An 18,442-nucleotide genomic window follows, 5' to 3' on the forward strand; every position below is an offset into this window, starting at 1 on the left:
GCACGCCATTTCGATCTTGGCGTCGACCCAGACGGCGATGCCGGGTAGTCCAAAAGCACCGGGCCCGACGAACGTGATGTTCGTCGGGCCCGGGTAGGGGGGCTGCGCAGGCGGCGTATTCAACGGCCGCCAGCGGGAAAAAAAAAATGCGGCCTATGAAGCGACACGGTCTTCGCCCGCAAACCCGCAAACCCGCAAACCTACGAAGCCCCAAGAAGCCCCACCTACTTCCCCGCGCTATCCGCCCAGCCCTTCGACAATTCCACAGCCTGCTTCCACCGCTTCATCCGAGCCGCCCGCACCGACTCCGGCCAAGTCGGCTCAAACGTCCGCTCCGCCTGCCACTTCGAGGCAAACTCATCCAGTCCCGACCAGAATCCCACCGCCAGTCCTGCCAACCCCGCAGCCCCCAGCGCCGTCGACTCCGACACGCGCGGGCGCACCACCGGGACGCCCAGCAGGTCCGCCTGCATCTGCATCAGCAGGTCGTTGCGGGCCGCGCCGCCGTCCACGCGCAGTTCGGTCAGCGCGATGCCGCTGTCGCCGTTCATGCAGGTCAAGAGTTCGGCGCTTTGCAGCGCGATGGATTCCAACGTGGCGCGGGCGATGTGGGCGCGGGTGGTGCCGCGGGTCAGGCCCACCAGCGTGCCGCGCGCATATGGGTCCCAGTGCGGCGCGCCCAGGCCGGCGAAGGCCGGGACCATGAAGACGTCGTCGGTGTCGGCCACGCTGGCGGCCAGGGATTCGATTTCTTCCGAGCGCTGGATGATGCCCAGCCCGTCGCGCAGCCATTGCACCGCGGCGCCCGCCACGAACACGCCGCCTTCCAGCATATAGGTCGGCTGCCAGCTGCCGTCAGCGGCCTGGGGCAGGCCCCAGCCCACCGTCGACAGCAGGTTGTTGCGGGATTGCACCGGCTTTTCGCCCACGTTCATCAGCATGAAGCAGCCGGTGCCGTAGGTGTTCTTGGCCATGCCGGGCGTGAAGCAGGCCTGGCCGAAGGTGGCGGCCTGCTGGTCGCCGGCGTTGCCGGCGATCGGGATGGAGCCGCCCAGCCATTCGGGCAGGGCTTCACCCACCACCGCGCTGCTGGGCGCGATCTTGGGCAGCACGCTGCGGGGGATCTTGAGCAGCGCCAGGATGTCGTCGTTCCAGTCCTGCGTGTGCAGGTCGAACAGCATGGTGCGCGAAGCATTGCTGGGGTCGGTGCTGTGCACCGCGCCGCCGGTCAATTGCCAGATCAGCCAGGTGTCCACGGTGCCGAAGGCCAGTTCGCCGCGGTCGGCCATCTGGCGCGCGCCGGGCACGTGGTCCAGCAGCCAGGCGAGCTTGGTGCCCGAGAAATAGGCGTCCAGCACCAGGCCGGTGCGCGATTGCAGGAAATCGGCGTGGCCGTCCTGGCGCAGTTGATCGCACATCGGCGCCGTGCGGCGGTCCTGCCAGACGATGGCGCGCGCCAGCGGGCGGCCAGTGGCGCGTTCCCAGATCAGGGTGGTTTCGCGCTGGTTGGTGATGCCGATGGCGGCAATGTCGGCGGCGGTCGCGCCGGCGTTGCGCAGGGCCTCGCGGGCCACGTCCAGCTGGCTGTGCCAGAGTTCGCTGGCGTCGTGCTCGACCCAGCCCGGGCGCGGATAGTGTTGGCGGAATTCGCGCTGGCCTACGCCGCGCACCACGCCTTCGCGGTCGAACACGATTGCGCGGGAGCTGGTCGTGCCCTGGTCCAGGGCTAGGACAAATTCATTCGTCGTCACTTTGTTTGGCGCCGTTCAGGTGTGCCCCGGCCAGAGGGTCGAGGCGTCTAAAGGAGAAGGTCGAGGCCATGCACAGCAGGCCGACGACGATGAAGCCCGCGACGACGTCGCGGATTGCCAGCGTTTCCGCGCCGCGCAGGGACATGCTGATATTCAGCGTCACCGCGGCCACGCCCACGCCCAGGCTGATGCCGAGTTGCTGCGCCATGGCGGCGAAACTGCTGGCGCGGCTCATCTTGGACGGGGGGATGTCGGCATAGGTTAGCGTATTTACCCCGGTGAACTGCAGCGAACGGAAAAAGCCGCCGACCAGCAGGATCGCGATCATCAGCCACACCGGCGTGGTGGGCGTGAAGGCGCCGCAGACCACGATGAACGCGCCGGCCAGCAGAGCGTTGACGGTCAGGACCCGGCGAAAGCCGAAGTGCTTCACGATGGGGGTGGCCACGAACTTCATCAGCAGCGCGCCCGCGGCGCTGGCGAAGGTGATCAGGCCGGCCGCGAACGGCGTCAGGCCGAAGCCCACCTGCAGCAGCATGGCCAGCAGGAAGGGCGTGGCGCCCACGGCGAAGCGGCACAGATTGCCGCCCAGCGTGGAGATGGCGAAGGTGGGGATCCGCATCAGCGACAGGTCGATGATGGGGTGTTCCGTGCGCTTGGCGTGCCAGCCATAGAGCAGGCCGCAGACCGTGCCGACCGCGATCAGCCCCAGCAGCATGGGCAGCGGCATGACGTCGCGGCCGATGGCTTCGAAGCCGCTGACCAGGGTCGCCAGGCAGACCGCGCTGAGCAGGAAGCCCGGCCAGTCCAGGCGCGGGGCGGCTTCTTCGCGGATTTCCGTGACATGGCGCAGCACCAGGAAAATGCCCAGGATGCCGATCGGGATGTTGATCAGGAAGATCCAGTGCCAGGACATGTAGGTGACCATGAAGCCGCCCAGCGGCGGTCCGATCACCGGGCCCAGCAGGGCCGGAATGGAGAGGAAGGACATGGCCTTCAGCAGGTCCTGCTTGGGCACGGTGCGCAGCAGGATGATCCGGCCCACGGGCACCATCATCGCGCCCGCCATCCCCTGGACGATGCGGGCCAGGACCAGCTGTGGCAGGTCCTGGGATAGCGCACAGGCCACGGAGCTGAGCGTGAACAGGCCGATCGCCGCCACGAACACCCGCCGCGCGCCGTAGCGGTCGGCCGCCCAGCCGCTGACGGGCACGAAAACCGCCACTGACAACAGGTATGACGTGATGGCCACGTTCAGCCGCACCGGGGTCGAGCCCAGGGCGCGGGCCATGGCCGGCAGGGCGGTGGCCACCACGGTGGCGTCCAGCATCTGCATGAACAGCGCACAGCCTACGATGAAGGGGATCATGCGCGCCGCGCGCGCTGCTTGCTCCGTGGAGAGCGGGGCGGGACGGGCTGCTGCTGCGGATTCGGCGGACATGGCGGGAGGGGGCGATGGGTGCCGCGAGATTGTAACGCCGGGGGGGGGGCCGCCGTGAAGTAAACTCCCCTCATCCGAAACCCATTGAAATTGGTGCCATGGCGACCAACTACGAATCCGAGATCACCCTTTTCCTGAAAGACTTCAAGCAATCGCACCCTGGCACCGAAGAGCGCCAGCGCGAAGGCCGCGCCCGTCTTTGGGACAAACCGCAGGACTCGGAGCTGCTGGAAGGCTTCCGCGCGGCCCGCGTGCCGCAAAAGCCGTACGTCTACCAGGCCGACTGAGCCCGTTGCGGCAACCATGGCCCAAAACGCTTCCGTTCCTAGCGACGCGCTGGCGGCGCTAGTGGCGCCGCCTGTCGACAGCACGCCTGACACGATCGACAGCGTGGCGTACGCTCGCCTCTATGGCGAGCCCTTGTTCCAGATGCCCACGGACCTGTACATCCCGCCGGATGCGCTGGAAGTGTTCCTGGAAGCGTTCGAAGGGCCGCTGGACCTGCTGCTCTACCTGATCCGCAAGCAGAACTTCAACGTGCTGGACATCCCCATGGCGGATGTCACGCGGCAGTACCTGTCGTATGTGGACCAGATCCGCATCCACAATCTGGAACTGGCCGCCGAGTACCTGCTGATGGCGGCGATGCTCATTGAGATCAAGTCGCGCATGCTGCTGCCGGTCAAGAAGAGCGACACCGGCGAAGAAGCGGAAGATCCTCGCGCCGAACTGGTGCGCCGCCTGCTCGAATACGAGCAGATGAAGCTGGCGGCCAAGAAGCTGGATGCGATACCGCAACTGGGCCGCGACTTCGTCAGCAGCCAGGCGGTGGCCGACCTGAGCGTCGAGCGCATGCTGCCCGAGGTCAGCGTGGACGACCTGCGCGCGGCCTGGGCCGACATCATGAAGCGGGCCAAGCTGAACCAGCATCACCACATCACGCGCGAACAGCTGTCCGTGCGCGATCACATGACGCACATCCTGCGGCGCCTGAACGACGTGCGCTTCATGGAATTCGGCGACCTGTTCATGGAGCGCGTCCGCGAGGGCGCGCCCGCGGCGGTGGTCGTCGTGCATTTCATCGCCATGCTGGAACTGGCGCGCGAGTCCCTGCTGGAAATTACGCAGGCCGAGCCCTATGCTCCCATCTACGTGCGCCTGGCCTACACCAGCGTGGCGGCGGTCGCGGCCTGATCCTCACCGGGCTGCCCCCAACCCCGGAGATTCCTCTTGAAAGTCGTACACACCATCCAGGAATTGCGCGATCACCTGCGCGGACAGAATCGCGTGTCGTTCGTGCCCACCATGGGCAACCTGCATGAAGGCCACCTGTCCCTGATGAAGCTGGCGCGCCAGCATGGCGACCCGGTGGTGGCCAGCATCTTCGTCAACCGGCTCCAGTTCGGACCGAACGAGGACTTCGACCAATATCCCCGCACGCTCGCCGCCGATATCGAGAAGCTCGAGCGCGAGCGCGACGTCTACGTGCTGTTCGCGCCGAACGAGCGCGAGATGTACCCCGAGCCGCAGAACTTCCGCGTGCAGCCGCCCGACGACCTGGGCGACATCCTGGAAGGGGAGTTCCGCCCCGGCTTCTTCGAGGGCGTCAGCACCGTGGTGCTGAAGCTGTTTTCCTGCGTGCAGCCGCGCGTGGCGGTGTTCGGCAAGAAGGACTACCAGCAGCTGATGGTGGTGCGCAACATGTGCCGCCAGTTCCAGCTGCCCGTGGAAGTGCTGGCGCACGAGACCGTGCGCGCCGACGACGGCCTGGCGTTGTCCTCGCGCAACCGCTACCTCAGCGACGCCGACCGCGCCGAGGCGCCCGCCCTGTACGCCGCGCTGCGGCATGCCAACGAGCGCCTGGCCCAGGGCGAACGCGATGCCGCCGCCCTGGAGCGCGAAGCCGTCGAGACCCTGACCCGGCGCGGCTGGCAGGTGGACTACGTGGCCTTGCGCCGCCAGCGCGACCTGAAGCGCCCCGAGGCGGCCGATCTGCAGGCTGGCGAACCGCTGGTGGCCCTGGCGGCCGCCAAGCTGGGCACGACCCGCCTGATCGACAATCTGGAACTGGCCTACACGGCCTGAGACGGCATGGCCCCGGGGGGTGGCGTCCATGTCCACCCCTGAAAGAATTGCCAGCTTACGTGGTGGCGGGCGGCGGATCAGACTCGGCGCAATCCTACATTGCAAGCGAGCCGCCCCATGCAAGCTCCCCGTTCCGACCTGGAAGCCGTTCTTTCCTCGCTCACGCCGCGCGAGCGGCAAATCGTCACTTATGTGGCCGCCGGCCGGCCCAACAAGGTCATCGCCATAGACCTGGGTATTTCGCTGCGCACGGTCGAGGCCCACCGCTCCCGCATCTTCGCCAAGCTGCAAGTCCGCAACGCCATGCAATTGGCTTGCCGGCTGTGCGAGCACGGCCGTTCCGGCGCTTCGCCCGTGCCGGGCGCGGCTGGGCCGGACCGCGGGCATGCGCTGGCTTCCATGCCCTTGCCGGGCAGCGCCAGTCCGAGCTACGTGCTGCATGAGCCGCCCGGGCCAGCGTACCGCCCATGCCTGGCAAGTCCCGCAGCACGCCATTTCGATCTTGGCGTCGACCCAGACGGCGATGCCGGGTAGGGGGGCTGCGCAGGCGGCGTATTCAACGGCCGCCAGCGGGCCTTAGGGGCACTTCCCTCAAGGGCACTTGGGCGCGGTCGCCTTGGCCAATTCGTCGATCGGGTCCAGGTCCGGCTGGCGGGTCAGGTTGTAGTTCAGGTTGGGCGTCTGGCCGTCGATGGAACGCACGCGCAGCACGTTGTTCGCGGCCACCACGAATTCAGCGCGGCCATTGCCATTGCCGTCCATCAGGATGACGCGCGGCGGGCGCTCTTCGGTGGCGTCCCAGCAGCCTTGCTCGGTGACCGGCGGGCCTTTCTTGGGATCGTTTTCCAGGTAGGCCACGCGGCCACGCCAGCGGCCATTGGGCGCCAGCGTCAGCGTCACGCGCTGCGCCGTGCACTGCATGGCGGGCGAGAAGCACGGCAATGTGCCCATGTAGGTCTGCGGTTGCGGCACCAGGCTGTGCACGGCGGCGCTGGGCGCGGCGGAGCTGGTAGCGATGGGCGCGCTTGCGGCCGATGCGGTCGTTGCGGTGTGCTCGGTTTCCGCCGGAACGGTCTGGCCGTCTTCGGTGGTCTGGCCACCGGCCGCCGCAGCCTGGGCGGCCTGGTTCTTGCGGGGAGCGTCGGGCTTGAGCGCGATCTGCACTTGCGACGGCGCGCGGATGACGCTGCGGTAGCCCGCGCCCGAGCCCTGGTACTGGGCGTCGGTCACGGTGCTTTCGGCCGGGGGGTCGTAATAGCCTTCGGTTTTTTGTTGGGCACAGCCGGCTGCGCCCAATGCGGTGCCGGCGAGCAGCAGCCCCATGACGCTGAGTTTGCGGGAGCGGGTACCGATTTCTACGCGCGCGGTCATGGCAGCTTATCCGTGTATTGAGTCTGTCTCCGATTTTACGCACTTATGCGAAGATTCGATACGTTCCCCTTAGCCGCTCTTGGGCATCGTCAACACTTTATGCACTATTTACGACACGGCCGCCGCTGGCCCGCCCCGCGTACTGCCGCCAGCTCCTGGCGCGGCGCTGCCGTGGCTTGGCGCCACGCGGGCGGATGACGGTGATGCGGCATGTCTTCGATCTGCCTGTGGGCGTCTTCATCGGCCTGGCGGCGCTGGCCGGCCTGTTCGTGGGCAACTGGCTGACGCTGCTGACGCACCGGCTGCCGCGCATGATGGAACAGGAATGGCAGGCGCACTGCCAGGAAGCCTCGGGCAAGCCGCCTGCCGCGGGCCGCTATGGCTTGTGGTCGCCCGCCTCGCACTGCCCCGCCTGCGATACCGCCGTGACAGGCTGGCGGCGGCTGCCGCTCTTGGGCTGGCTGCTGCTGCGGGGTCGCTGCGGCGCCTGCGGCGCGGCCATAGGCTGGCGCTATCCGGCCATCGAATTGCTGACCTGCGCGCTGTTCGCCGCCTGCGCCTGGCGCTTCGGCGCAACGCCGCTGGCGCTGTCCGCCATGGGCTTGTCGGCCATGCTGGTGGCGCTGGCCTGGATCGATTTCGAATCCACGCTGCTGCCCGACGCATTGACCCAGCCGCTGCTCTGGGCCGGGCTGCTGGTCAATCTGTTCGATGCCTACGCCAGTTTGCAGATGGCGGTGGCGGGGGCGGTGGCGGGCTATGTCTTTCTGTGGGTTATCTTTCATGTATTCCGCCTGTTGACGGGGCGCGAGGGCATGGGCCATGGCGACTTCAAGCTGCTTGCCGCGCTGGGCGCATGGTTCGGCGTGGAAGCCCTGCCGACGCTGCTGCTGAGCGCGTCGCTGCTGGGCGTGCTGATAGGCGGCGCGCTGACCTTGAGCGGCCGCGCCAGTCGCGGCCAGCCGTTGCCCTTCGGCCCCTATCTAGCGCTGGCGGGCGTCGTGACGCTGCTGGTGGGGGGCGAACACGGCTTGGGGCAGTTTTTGCAATAGGGCGGTTCATGCCCTGCATGGGATGGGCGGTATGTTGAAGATTGGTCTGACGGGCGGCATCGGATCGGGCAAGACCCGGGTAGCGGACCTGCTTGCGGAGTGGGGCGCCACGCTGGTCGATACCGACGAGATCGCGCGCGAGTTGACCGCCGCAGGCGGCGCCGCCATGCCTGCGATCGAACGCGAGTTCGGCCCGCGCGCGCTGACGCAGGATGGCGCGCTGGACCGCGCATGGATGCGCGATCAGGCGTTCTCGGATCCGCAGGTGCGCTTGCGGCTGGAAGCCGTGCTGCATCCCGTCATCGGACAGGAGACCGAGCGCCAGGCCGCCGCCGCGAATGGCGCATATCTGGTCTTCGTGGTGCCGCTGCTGGTGGAGTCGTTGCCGCGCTGGCGCTCGCGCCTGGACCGCATCTGCGTGGTGGACTGCGACCCCGACACGCAGGTGGCGCGGGTGCGGCAGCGCAGCGGGCTGACGGAGCCAGCCATCCGGCGTATCATGGCGGCACAGGCTGCGCGGGCAAGCCGTCTGGAAGTTGCCGACGACGTCATCGTCAATGACGCAGGCACCACGCCAGAACAACTGCGCGCGCAGGCGAAGACCCTGCATGACCGCTGGCTGACGCTGGCGAGCACGACGGGCCGGCAAGCCCCGGGCTAGGCCGGCACCCCTGAATAACATTGGCCAGCCGGCCAAACACAGATGGGCCTGTAAAGAAGCGTGATCGTTTACGAATACCCCTTCAATGAGCGCATCCGCGCTTATCTGCGGCTGGAATACCTGTTCGACAGGCTGTTCTTCTTCGCCCGCGAGGGGGACTCGCGCCTGCACCAGGTCGCCGTCACTTCCCTGTTCGACCTGCTCGACGCCTGCGAGCGCACCGATGTGAAAGGCGCGGTCCTGCAAGACCTGGAGCGCCAACGTATGGCGCTGGTCGGACTGCGCGATCATCCCGGCGTGGCGCAGGATGCGCTCGAAGCCATGCTGCGCGAAATGGAAAAAGTGACCACGGCGCTGGCCGCGCCGGGCAAGACCGGCCAGTCCCTGCGTGAAAGCGAATGGCTGACCAGCCTGCGCGGACGCCTGTCGATGCCGGGCAGCGCCACGCAGGTCGACATGCCTTCGTACTTCGCCTGGCAGAACAAATCCGAGGCCGCCCGCTGCGCGGACCTGCAGGCCTGGGTGGCGCCCTTCATCCCTTTGTACGATGGCCTGACCCTGGCCTTGCGCCTGCTGCGCGAATCCGGCCGCAAGTCGGATACCGTGGGCGAGCAGGGCGCGTATCAGCAGATGCTGGGTGGCAAGCAGTTCCAGCTGCTGCGGGTCTGGCTGGACCCCGCCCAGGGCGTATTTCCCGAGATCAGTGCCAATAAGTACATGATCTGGATACGTTTTTCCACCCAGGACGGTGACTTCAAGCCGCAGCAGGTCGCTCGCGACGTGCCCTTCCAGATGACCCTTTGCAGCTCGTAGGATGGGTGTGGCGCGAGGCTTTCCGCGCAGGAACACCGTGGCCCGATGCGCGTAAGCCAGCAAGCACCGCTTGGGCGGTAGGACCTGCCAAGCACATGGGATAAGGCGGCCCCCGCTTCCCGCCCGCCCAGATTCCTGTTGCTCCCAGTTTCAACTGGGGATCGCGGCGCTGGAAACCGGGACGGTCTGGTACACAATACGGCTTTCCTCCGCCCGTGCCGGAACCGTTCCATGCCTGAAAGCCGTCCCGTATCTCCGCCCACCCGTTGGACCCGCCGCCGCCTGATCGGGCTGGCGCTGGTATTGCTCGTCGCGGCGGGCATAGCCTGGCTGGTGCTGCGGCCCGCGGCCAAGCCGGGCGGGGCAGGCGGGCCGGGAGGGCGGCCTGGCGGCCGGCCGCCGGCGGGCGCCATGATGAACCCGGCGGTGCCGGTGCGCATCGCCACCGCCGCGCAGCAGGACATCGACATCTATCTGAAGTCGCTGGGCACCGTTACTGCCTACAACACCGTCACCGTGCGCAGCCGGGTCAGCGGCGAACTGGTGGAAGTGGCCTTCCAGGAAGGCCAGCAGGTGAAGGCCGGCGACCTGCTGGCCCAGGTCGATCCGCGGGCGTTCCAGGTGGCCCTGGACCAGGCGCGCGGCACGCAGATGCAGAATCTGGCGCAGCTGGAGAACGCCCGGCGCGACCTGCAGCGCTATCAGGCGCTGTACAAGCAGGACTCGATCGCCAAGCAGCAGGTCGACACGCAGGCCGCACTGGTGCGCCAGTACGAAGGCACGGTCAAGAGCGACCAGGCCAATGTGGACAACGCCCGCCTGCAGCTGGACTACGCCCGGATCACGGCGCCGATCAGCGGCCGCCTGGGCCTGCGCCAGGTGGACCGTGGCAATCTGGTGTCCAGTTCGGATACCAATGGCCTGGTGGTGATCACGCAGACCCAGCCGATTTCCGTGGTGTTCACGCTGCCCGAGACCCAGCTGCCCGAAGTGCGCGCCGAGATCGCCGCCGGCAAGACGCTGGCGGTGGATGCCTATGACCGCGCCGACACCCGGCGCATCGCCACGGGCAAACTGGAAACGATGGACAACCAGATCGACGTGACCACCGGCACCCTGAAGCTGAAGGCGCGCTTCGAGAACGCCGACGATGCACTCTTCCCGAACCAGTTCGTCAACGTGCGCCTGCACGTGCTCACGCGCAAGGACGTGACCGCGATCCCGACCGCCGCCATCCAGCAGGGCTCGGCCGGCGCCTTCGTATTCCTGGTGCAGCAGGACAACACGGTGCAGGTGCGCCAGGTGAAGCTGGGCGCGGTCAACAATGGCATGGTGGCCGTCAACGAAGGCTTGCAGCCGGGCGACCGGGTGGTGGTCGAAGGCACCGACCGCCTGCGCGCCGGCGCCAAGGTGGAAGTGGTGGGGGGCTCGGACGTGATCCCCGCCGCCCGTGACAAGAACCTGGGCGCGGGCGCGCCGGCCGGCACCACGCCGCCGTCGAAATAAGCCGGGAAACATCGTGAGCCCGTCGCGCCTGTTCATCCTGCGTCCGGTGGCCACCACGCTGTCGATGGTGGCCATCCTGATCGCCGGCTTCATCGCCTACCGGCTGCTGCCCGTTTCGGCCCTGCCGGAAGTGGACTACCCGACGATCCAGGTGGTGACGCTGTACCCCGGCGCCAGTCCCGATGTGATGACTTCGCTGGTCACTTCGCCACTGGAGCGGCAGTTCGGGCAGATGCCGGGCCTGAACCAGATGTCGTCCACCAGTTCGGGCGGCGCCTCGGTCATCACGCTGCAGTTCAACCTGACCCTGCCGCTGGATGTGGCCGAACAGCAGGTGCAGGCGGCCATCAACGCGGCTTCGAACCTGCTGCCCAGCGACCTGCCGGTGCCGCCGACCTATAACAAGGTGAACCCGGCGGACGCTGCGGTGCTGACGCTGGCGATCACGTCGCCCACCATGCCCTTGCCCCAGGTGCGCGACCTGGTGGATACGCGGGTGGCCCAGAAACTGTCCCAGATCCCCGGCGTGGGCCTGGTCAGCGTGGCGGGCGGGCAGCGTCCGGCGGTGCGGGTGCAGGTCAATCCGCAGGCGCTGGCGGCCAACGGCCTGTCGATGTCGGACCTGCGCACGGCCATCGTCGGCGCCAACGTCAACCAGCCCAAGGGCAATCTGGACGGGCCGCAGCGCTCCACCACCATCAACGCCAACGATCAGCTCAAGACACCCACCGACTACAACGACCTGATCATCGCGTACAAGAACAATGCGCCCCTGCGCCTGTCCGACGTGGCGCGCGCCGTCGAAGGCGCCGAGGACACGCGCCAGGCCGCCTGGGCCGGCGACAAGCCCGCCATCCTGCTCAACATCCAGCGCCAGCCGGGCGCCAACGTGATCGACGTGGTCAACCGGATCCAGGCGCTGTTGCCGCAGCTGCGCGCCGCCTTGCCCGCGACCCTGGACGTGAGCGTGGTGTCCGACCGCACCCAGACCATCCGCGATTCGGTGGCCGATGTGCAGTTCGAGATGATGCTGGCCGTGGCCCTGGTGGTCATGGTGACCTTCGTGTTCCTGCGCAGCCTGACGGCCACGCTGATTCCCAGCGTGGTGGTGCCGCTGTCGCTGGTGGGCACCTTCGGCATCATGTACCTGGCCGGCTTCTCCATCAACAACCTGACCCTGATGGCGCTGACCATTGCCACCGGCTTCGTGGTGGACGACGCCATCGTCATGATCGAGAACATCGCCCGCCACATCGAGGAAGGCGAAACGCCGCTGCAAGCCGCGCTCAAGGGCGCCTCGCAGATCGGCTTCACGCTGATCTCGCTGACTTTTTCGTTGATCGCGGTGCTGATCCCGCTGCTCTTCATGACCGAAGTGGTGGGGCGCCTGTTCCGCGAGTTCGCCATCACGCTGGCCGTGTCGATCCTGATATCGCTGGTGGTCTCGCTGACCCTGACGCCCATGATGTGCGCGCGCCTCTTGCGCGCCGAATCCGAGCAGAAGCACGGCCGCTTCCATCAGGTCACGGGCGCCTTCATCGACCGCGTGATCGCGGGCTATGACCGCTGGCTGCAGGTCGTGCTGCGGCATCAGCCGCTGACGCTGATCGTGGCGCTGGCGACCTTCGCGCTGACCGTGCTGCTGTACCTGGTGATTCCCAAGGGCTTCTTCCCGCAGCAGGACACCGGCCTGATCCAGGCCATCACCCAGGCGCCGCAATCGATTTCCTTCCCGGCCATGGCCGAGCGCCAGCGCACGGCCGCGCGCCTGGTGCTGGAAGATCCCGACGTGCAGGCGGTGTCGTCCTTCATCGGCGTGGACGGCAGCAACGCCACGCTCAGCGCCGGACGCATGCAGATCGCGCTCAAACCGCAAGCCGAGCGCAACGGCGACCTGCGCACGGTGATGGGGCGGCTGGAGCAGGCGCTGGCCAAGCAGGACGGCCTGACCGTCTACATGCAGCCGGTGCAGGACCTGACCATCGAAGACCGCGTGAGCCGCACGCAGTACCAGATGACCCTGTCCAATCCCGACCTGAAGGTGCTGAGCGAATGGACGCCCAAGCTGGTGAACCGCTTGCGGCAGGTGCCCGGCCTGAAGGACGTGACCGACGACCTGCAGGACGACGGCCTGCAGACCTGGGTCGAGATCGACCGCGACGCCGCGTCGCGGCTGGGCATCACGGCGGCGGTGATCGACGAGGCGCTCTACAACGCCTTCGGCCAGCGGCTGATTTCCACCATCTTCACGCAATCCAACCAGTACCGCGTGGTGCTGGAGGTCGAGCCGCAGTTCCAGGTGACGCCGGCCTCGCTGGGCCAGATCCACGTGCCGACCTCGACCGGCGCGCAGGTGCCGCTGTCATCGGTGGCGCATATCAGCGAAGGCAAGACGGTGCTGGCCGTCAACCGGCTGGACCAGTTCCCCATGGTGACGGTGTCCTTCAATCTGGCGCAGGGCGCTTCCCTGTCGGGCGCGGTGGAGGACATCATCGCGGCCGAGGCCGATATCGGCCTGCCCACTGGCGTCGAGACGCGCTTCCAGGGCGCGGCGCTGGCGTTCCAGAATTCGCTGTCCAGCACCTTGTGGCTGATCCTTGCCGCCATCGTGACGATGTACATCGTGCTGGGCGTGCTGTACGAAAGCTATATCCACCCCATCACCATCCTGTCGACGCTGCCTTCGGCTGGCGTGGGGGCGTTGCTGGCGCTGCTGATCAGCGGTACCGAGCTGGACATGATAGGCATCATCGGCATCATCCTGCTGATCGGCATCGTCAAGAAGAACGCCATCATGATGATCGACTTTGCGCTGGACGCGGAGCGCAAGCGCGGGCTGAGTCCGCGCGCGGCCATCCATGAGGCGGCGCTGCTGCGCTTTCGGCCCATCCTGATGACCACGCTGGCCGCGCTGTTCGGCGCGCTGCCGCTGATGCTGTCGACGGGCACCGGCGCGGAGCTGCGCCAGCCGCTGGGCCTGGTGATGGTGGGCGGGCTGCTGCTGTCGCAGGTGCTGACCCTGTTCACCACGCCGGTCATCTACCTGATGTTCGACCGCATGTCGCGCCGCTGGCGTGGCGTGGAGCAGACGCAGGCGGGGGATGCGTCATGATCCTGTCGGCACCCTTCATCGCCCGGCCGGTAGCGACCACGCTGCTGAGCCTGGCGGTCGTGCTGGCAGGTTTGCTGTCGTTCTTCCTTTTGCCCGTGGCGCCGCTGCCCCAGGTGGACATTCCTACCATTTCGGTCTCGGCCAGCCTGCCGGGCGCCAGTCCGGAAACCATGGCGTCCAGCGTGGCCACGCCGCTGGAGCGTTCGCTGGGCAGCATCGCCGGCGTGACCGAGATGACCTCCAGCAGCTCGCAGGGCTCCACCCGCATCACGCTGCAATTCGATCTGTCGCGCGACATCAACGGCGCGGCGCGCGACGTGCAGGCCGCCATCAACGCGGCGCGCTCGCTCTTGCCGACCAGCCTGCGCAGCAATCCCACGTACCACAAGGCCAATCCGTCCGCCGCGCCCATCATGACCCTGGCGCTGACGTCCGACACGCTCAGCCAGGGCCAGCTCTACGACATCGCCTCGACCATCGTGGCGCAGAAGCTGTCGCAGGTGGACGGCGTGGGCGAGGTGACGGTGGGCGGCAGTTCGCTGCCGGCGGTGCGCGTCACCGTGCTGCCGGGCGCGCTGGCCAACCGCGGCGTGTCGCTGGACCAGCTGCGCACCACGCTGGCCAATGCCAACGCCAACCGTCCCAAGGGCGTGCTGGAGAATGACCGCTATCACTGGCAGATCATGGCCAGCGACCAGCTCAGCCGCGCCGAGCAATACCGGCCGCTGATCGTCGCCTGGAAGGACGGCGCGCCGGTGCGCGTGTCCGACGTGGCCCGCGTCGAGGACTCTGTCGAAGACCTGTACCAGACAGGCTTCTTCAACGAGCGCAAGGCCATCCTGATGATCGTGCGGCGCCAGGCCGACGCCAACATCATCGAAACCGTGGACGCGGTGCGCGCCCAGCTGCCCATCCTGCAGGCGCTGATGCCGGCCGACGCGAACATGACCGTGGCGCAGGACCGCACGCCCAGCATCCGGGCCTCGCTGCACGAGGCCGAGCTGACCCTGATCATCGCGGTGGGCCTGGTGGTGCTGGTGGTGCTGCTGTTCCTGCGGCGCTGGCGTGCGGCCATCATCCCCAGCGTGGCGGTGCCGGTCTCGCTGATCGGCACGTTCTGCATCATGTACCTCAGCGGCTTTACGTTGAACACCATTTCGCTGATGGCGCTGATCGTGGCGACCGGTTTCGTGGTGGACGACGCCATCGTGGTGCTGGAGAACATCATGCGCCACGTGGAGCGTGGCATGTCGCCCATGCGCGCGGCGCTGCGCGGTTCGCGCGAAGTGGGCTTCACGGTGCTGTCGATGAGCCTGTCGCTGGTGGCGGTGTTCATCCCCATCCTGCTGATGGGCGGCGTGGTCGGGCGCTTGTTCCGCGAGTTCGCGGTGACGCTGTCGGCCGCCATCATGGTGTCGCTGGTGGTGTCGCTGACCTTGACGCCGATGATGTGCGCGCGTCTCCTGCGCCAGGAAGCCCCTGAAGAGAAACCACCCGGACGGCTGGCGCGCTGGTCCGAGCGCGGCTTCGACGCCATGCTGGACGGCTACCGCCGCAGCCTGCGCTGGGCGCTGACCCACAGCCGCCTGATGATGCTGATCCTGGCGGTGGCCGTGGGCCTGAACGTCTATCTGTACACCGTGGTGCCCAAGGGCTTCTTCCCGCAGCAGGACACGGGCCAGCTGCTGGGCTTCTTCCGCGTGGACCAGGGCACCTCGTTCCAGGCCACGCTGCCCAAGCTGGAGGCGCTGCGCAAGGTGGTGCTGGCCGATCCGGCGGTGCAGAGCATGACGGGTTATGCGGGCGGACGTGGCGGCAGCAACAGCAGCTTCATGCAGATCCAGCTGAAGCCCCTGGAAGAGCGTCAGGTCTCGGCGGACGTGGTCATCAACCGGCTGCGCGGCAAGCTGCAGAACATGCCGGGCGCGCGCATGTTTCTGGTGTCGCAGCAGGACATACGCATCGGCGGGCGGCAGAGCCAGGGCTCCTACGACTACACGCTGATGGCGGGCGACCTGCAATTGCTGCGCACCTGGATGCCCAAGGTGCAGCAGGCCATGGCGCAGATTCCCGAGATCACCGACGTGGACACCGACGTCGAGGACAAGGGCCGCCAGATCAACCTGGTGATCGACCGCGAGGCCGCGACTCGCCTGGGCGTGAGCATGTCCACCATCTCCACGGTGCTGAACAACTCCTTCAGCCAGCGCCAGGTGTCGGTGATGTACGGGCCGCTGAACCAGTACCACGTGGTGCTGGGCGTGGATCCGAAGTTCGCGCAGGACATCGAATCGCTCAGGCAGGTCGAGGTCATCACCGCGGCCGGCGCGCGCGTGCCGCTGTCGGCCTTCACCCGCCTGGAAAACGCCAACGCGCCGCTCAGCGTGCAGCATCAGGGGTTGTTCGTGGCCGACACCATCTCGTTCAGTCTGGCGCCGGGCGTGTCGCTGGGCCAGGCCACCAGCGCCATCGACGCGGCAGTGGCGCGCATCGGCCTGCCATCGGACCAGATCCAGGCCGGCTTCCAGGGCACCGCCGCGGCCTTGCAGCAGACGCTGGCGCAGCAGCCCTGGCTCATCCTGGCCGCGCTGGTCACCATGTACATCGTGCTCGGCATCCTGTACGAAAGTTTCGTGCACCCGCTGACCATCCTGTCGACCTTGCCGTCGGCCGGGTTGGGCGCGCTGCTGGCGTTGCTGCTGGTGCGCTACGACTTCACGCTGATCGCGCTGATCGGGGTGTTCCTGCTGATCGGCATCGTCAAGAAGAACGCCATCATGATGGTGGACTTTGCGCTGGATGCCGAACGCGCCCAGGGCATGAGTCCGCGCGAGGCGATCTTCCAAGCCTGCCTGACGCGCTTTCGCCCCATCATGATGACGACCATGGCCGCCATCTTCGGCGCGCTGCCGCTGGTGCTGGCTACCGGCGCCGGGGTCGAGATGCGGCAGCCGCTGGGCATTACCATCGTCGGCGGCCTGATCCTGAGCCAGATCCTCACGCTGTACACCACGCCCGTGGTCTATCTTTACCTGGACCGCTTCCGTCTCTGGGCCGCGCGCGGGCGCGCGTCCAGGAACGCGTCCTCCGATTCCATAGAACCTACATGATGCGCAACGCCAAGCCTGTTCCGAACCAGTTCCTTCCCCGCAGCCTCGCCGCGGCCGCGCTGTGCGCGCTGCTGGGCGCTTGCGCGGTCGGTCCCGATTACCAGCGCCCGGCGCTGGACGTGGGCGCGGCCTACAAGGAAGGCCAGGGAGAAGTCGAAGGCTGGAAGCTCGCGCAGCCTTTGGACCAGGCCGAACGCGGCGACTGGTGGCGGGTCTATGACGACGCCACGCTCAACGGCCTGGTGGCGCGCCTGAACGAGTCGAACCAGACCGTGGCCCAGGCCGAGGCCAATTACAGGCAGGCGCTGGGCCTGGTGCGCGGCGCGCGCGCCGGTTTCTTCCCGACCGTGGGCGCGGGCGCGGGCATGACGCGCTCGGGCAGCGGCGGCGGGCAGAACGGCTCCTCGACCTCGTCCGGCAGCAACGTCTCGAACCAGTATTCGCTGACCGGCAACGTCAGCTGGGAAGTGGACCTGTGGGGCCGCGTGCGGCGCAGCGTGGAGTCCTCGGAAGCCAGCGCCGCGGCCAGCCTGGCCGACCTGGGCGCCACGCGCCTGAGCGCGCAGGCCGCGCTGGTGCAGGCCTACCTGCAATTGCGCGTGCTGGACGAGCAGAAGCGCCTGCTGGACGCCACCGTGGCGGCTTACGAAAAGTCCCTGCAGCTGACGCAGAACCGCTACGCCGTGGGCGTGGCGGGGCAGGCCGACGTGGCGGTGGCGCGCACGCAGGTGGAAAGCACGCGCGCGCAGTCCATCGACCTGGATTGGCAGCGCGGCCAGCTCGAGCACGCCATCGCCGTGCTGATGGGCCAGGCGCCGTCGCAGTTCAGCCTGCCGCCTGCCGTGTTTGCGCTGCAGTTGCCGCAGATTCCGGTGGGCTTGCCGTCCGAGCTGCTGGAGCGCCGTCCCGACGTGGCGGCCGCCGAGCGCCGCGCCGCCGCCGCCAATGCGCAGATCGGGGTGGCGCAGGCCGCGTGGTTCCCCAGCCTGACGCTGTCGGCCGACGGCGGCTTTCGCAATGGCCAGTTCGCGGAACTGCTGACTGCGCCGGCGCGCTTCTGGTCGCTGGGGCCGGCGCTGGCGCTGACGATATTCGATGGCGGCGCGCGCGAGGCGCAGGTGGAACAGGCGCGCGCGTCCTATGACGGGCAAGCGGCCGCCTATCGCCAGACGGCGCTGACCGGATTGCGCGAGGTCGAGGACTACCTGATCCAGTTGCGCGTCATGGAGAACGAGCAGGTGGTGCAGCGCCGCGCGCTCGAAGCGGCGCGCGAATCGCTGCGCCTGACGCAGAACCAATACAAAGCCGGCCTGGTCGATTACCTGAGCGTGGCGGTGGTGGACGCTACCGCGCTCAACAGCGAACGCAATGCGCTGAGCCTGCTGGGCAATCGCTTCGCGGCCAGCGTCAATCTGATCGTGGCCCTGGGCGGCGGCTGGGAAGGGTTGCCGGCCGCAGGGGCGCAAGCGCGCGCGGACAATCAGGCCGCGCCTGCGGGCGCAGCGCCCGCGCAGCCCTGAGCTTGGGCCGCGCGGATGCG

At 67.7% G+C, this 18,442-nt stretch carries 14 protein-coding genes; 11 read left to right on the forward strand and 3 right to left on the reverse strand.

The genetic code is table 11. The annotated features are described in order from the left end of the window. Positions 1 to 224 precede the first annotated feature (224 nt). Positions 225 to 1,751, reverse strand: a complete 1,527-nt coding sequence (gene glpK / locus BRO63_RS01280; RefSeq protein WP_088138181.1) for a glycerol kinase GlpK — start codon at positions 1,749 to 1,751, stop codon at positions 225 to 227. Beyond that, a complete protein-coding gene (locus BRO63_RS01285; RefSeq protein ID WP_088138182.1) occupies positions 1,738 to 3,192 on the reverse strand; it encodes a DHA2 family efflux MFS transporter permease subunit in 1,455 nt (484 codons plus the stop codon). The genes glpK and BRO63_RS01285 overlap by 14 nt, the downstream gene beginning before the upstream one ends. A 98-nt stretch (positions 3,193 to 3,290) precedes the next feature. On the opposite strand from BRO63_RS01285, the gene BRO63_RS01290 reads away from it, so the two are divergent. From BRO63_RS01290 to BRO63_RS01305, 4 genes are all read left to right on the forward strand, one after another. Then, on the forward strand, positions 3,291 to 3,479 hold the full coding sequence (locus tag BRO63_RS01290; protein ID WP_088138183.1) for a DUF3460 family protein: 189 nt from the start codon (positions 3,291 to 3,293) through the stop codon (positions 3,477 to 3,479). Positions 3,480 to 3,495: 16 nt separating this feature from the next. After that, positions 3,496 to 4,386 carry a segregation and condensation protein A gene (locus BRO63_RS01295; RefSeq protein ID WP_088138184.1) on the forward strand — a complete coding sequence of 297 codons (891 nt, stop codon included), beginning with the start codon at positions 3,496 to 3,498 and terminating at the stop codon, positions 4,384 to 4,386. A 36-nt stretch (positions 4,387 to 4,422) separates the two neighbouring features. Further along, complete coding sequence (panC, locus tag BRO63_RS01300) at positions 4,423 to 5,277, forward strand: pantoate--beta-alanine ligase (RefSeq protein WP_088138185.1); 855 nt, start codon at positions 4,423 to 4,425, stop codon at positions 5,275 to 5,277. A gap of 117 nt (positions 5,278 to 5,394) precedes the next feature. Beyond that, entirely contained in the window at positions 5,395 to 5,811 is a 417-nt protein-coding gene (locus BRO63_RS01305) for a response regulator transcription factor (protein WP_088138186.1), read from the forward strand. Positions 5,812 to 5,868: 57 nt separating this feature from the next. Here the strand turns inward: BRO63_RS01305 and BRO63_RS01310 are convergent, their stop codons facing one another. Next, positions 5,869 to 6,648: a copper resistance protein NlpE N-terminal domain-containing protein gene (locus tag BRO63_RS01310; RefSeq protein ID WP_088138187.1), complete on the reverse strand. Its 780-nt coding sequence runs from the start codon at positions 6,646 to 6,648 to the stop codon at positions 5,869 to 5,871. 203 nt (positions 6,649 to 6,851) lie between these two features. Here BRO63_RS01310 and BRO63_RS01315 point away from each other — a divergent pair, with 203 nt between their 5' ends. From BRO63_RS01315 to BRO63_RS01345, 7 genes are all read left to right on the forward strand, one after another. Next, positions 6,852 to 7,700, forward strand: a complete 849-nt coding sequence (locus BRO63_RS01315; RefSeq protein WP_179215013.1) for a prepilin peptidase — start codon at positions 6,852 to 6,854, stop codon at positions 7,698 to 7,700. 31 nt (positions 7,701 to 7,731) lie between these two features. After that, positions 7,732 to 8,361 (forward strand): dephospho-CoA kinase, encoded by a 630-nt coding sequence (coaE, locus tag BRO63_RS01320; RefSeq protein ID WP_088138189.1) that lies wholly within the window; start codon positions 7,732 to 7,734, stop codon positions 8,359 to 8,361. Between the two features lie 60 nt (positions 8,362 to 8,421). After that, entirely contained in the window at positions 8,422 to 9,174 is a 753-nt protein-coding gene (zapD, locus tag BRO63_RS01325; RefSeq protein ID WP_088138190.1) for a cell division protein ZapD, read from the forward strand. A gap of 231 nt (positions 9,175 to 9,405) precedes the next feature. Continuing rightward, positions 9,406 to 10,680, forward strand: a complete 1,275-nt coding sequence (locus BRO63_RS01330) for an MdtA/MuxA family multidrug efflux RND transporter periplasmic adaptor subunit (RefSeq protein WP_088138191.1) — start codon at positions 9,406 to 9,408, stop codon at positions 10,678 to 10,680. Positions 10,681 to 10,693: 13 nt separating this feature from the next. Further along, a complete protein-coding gene (locus BRO63_RS01335; protein ID WP_088138192.1) occupies positions 10,694 to 13,792 on the forward strand; it encodes an MdtB/MuxB family multidrug efflux RND transporter permease subunit in 3,099 nt (1,032 codons plus the stop codon). Then, complete coding sequence (locus tag BRO63_RS01340) at positions 13,789 to 16,902, forward strand: multidrug efflux RND transporter permease subunit (protein ID WP_088138193.1); 3,114 nt, start codon at positions 13,789 to 13,791, stop codon at positions 16,900 to 16,902. Before BRO63_RS01335 ends, BRO63_RS01340 begins: the two co-directional genes overlap by 4 nt. Continuing rightward, positions 16,899 to 18,422, forward strand: a complete 1,524-nt coding sequence (locus tag BRO63_RS01345) for an efflux transporter outer membrane subunit (protein WP_179215014.1) — start codon at positions 16,899 to 16,901, stop codon at positions 18,420 to 18,422. Before BRO63_RS01340 ends, BRO63_RS01345 begins: the two co-directional genes overlap by 4 nt. The last annotated feature ends 20 nt before the right edge of the window (positions 18,423 to 18,442 follow it).

The organism is Achromobacter xylosoxidans (assembly GCF_002192695.1).
Lineage (GTDB): Bacteria > Pseudomonadota > Gammaproteobacteria > Burkholderiales > Burkholderiaceae_B > Achromobacter > Achromobacter xylosoxidans_C.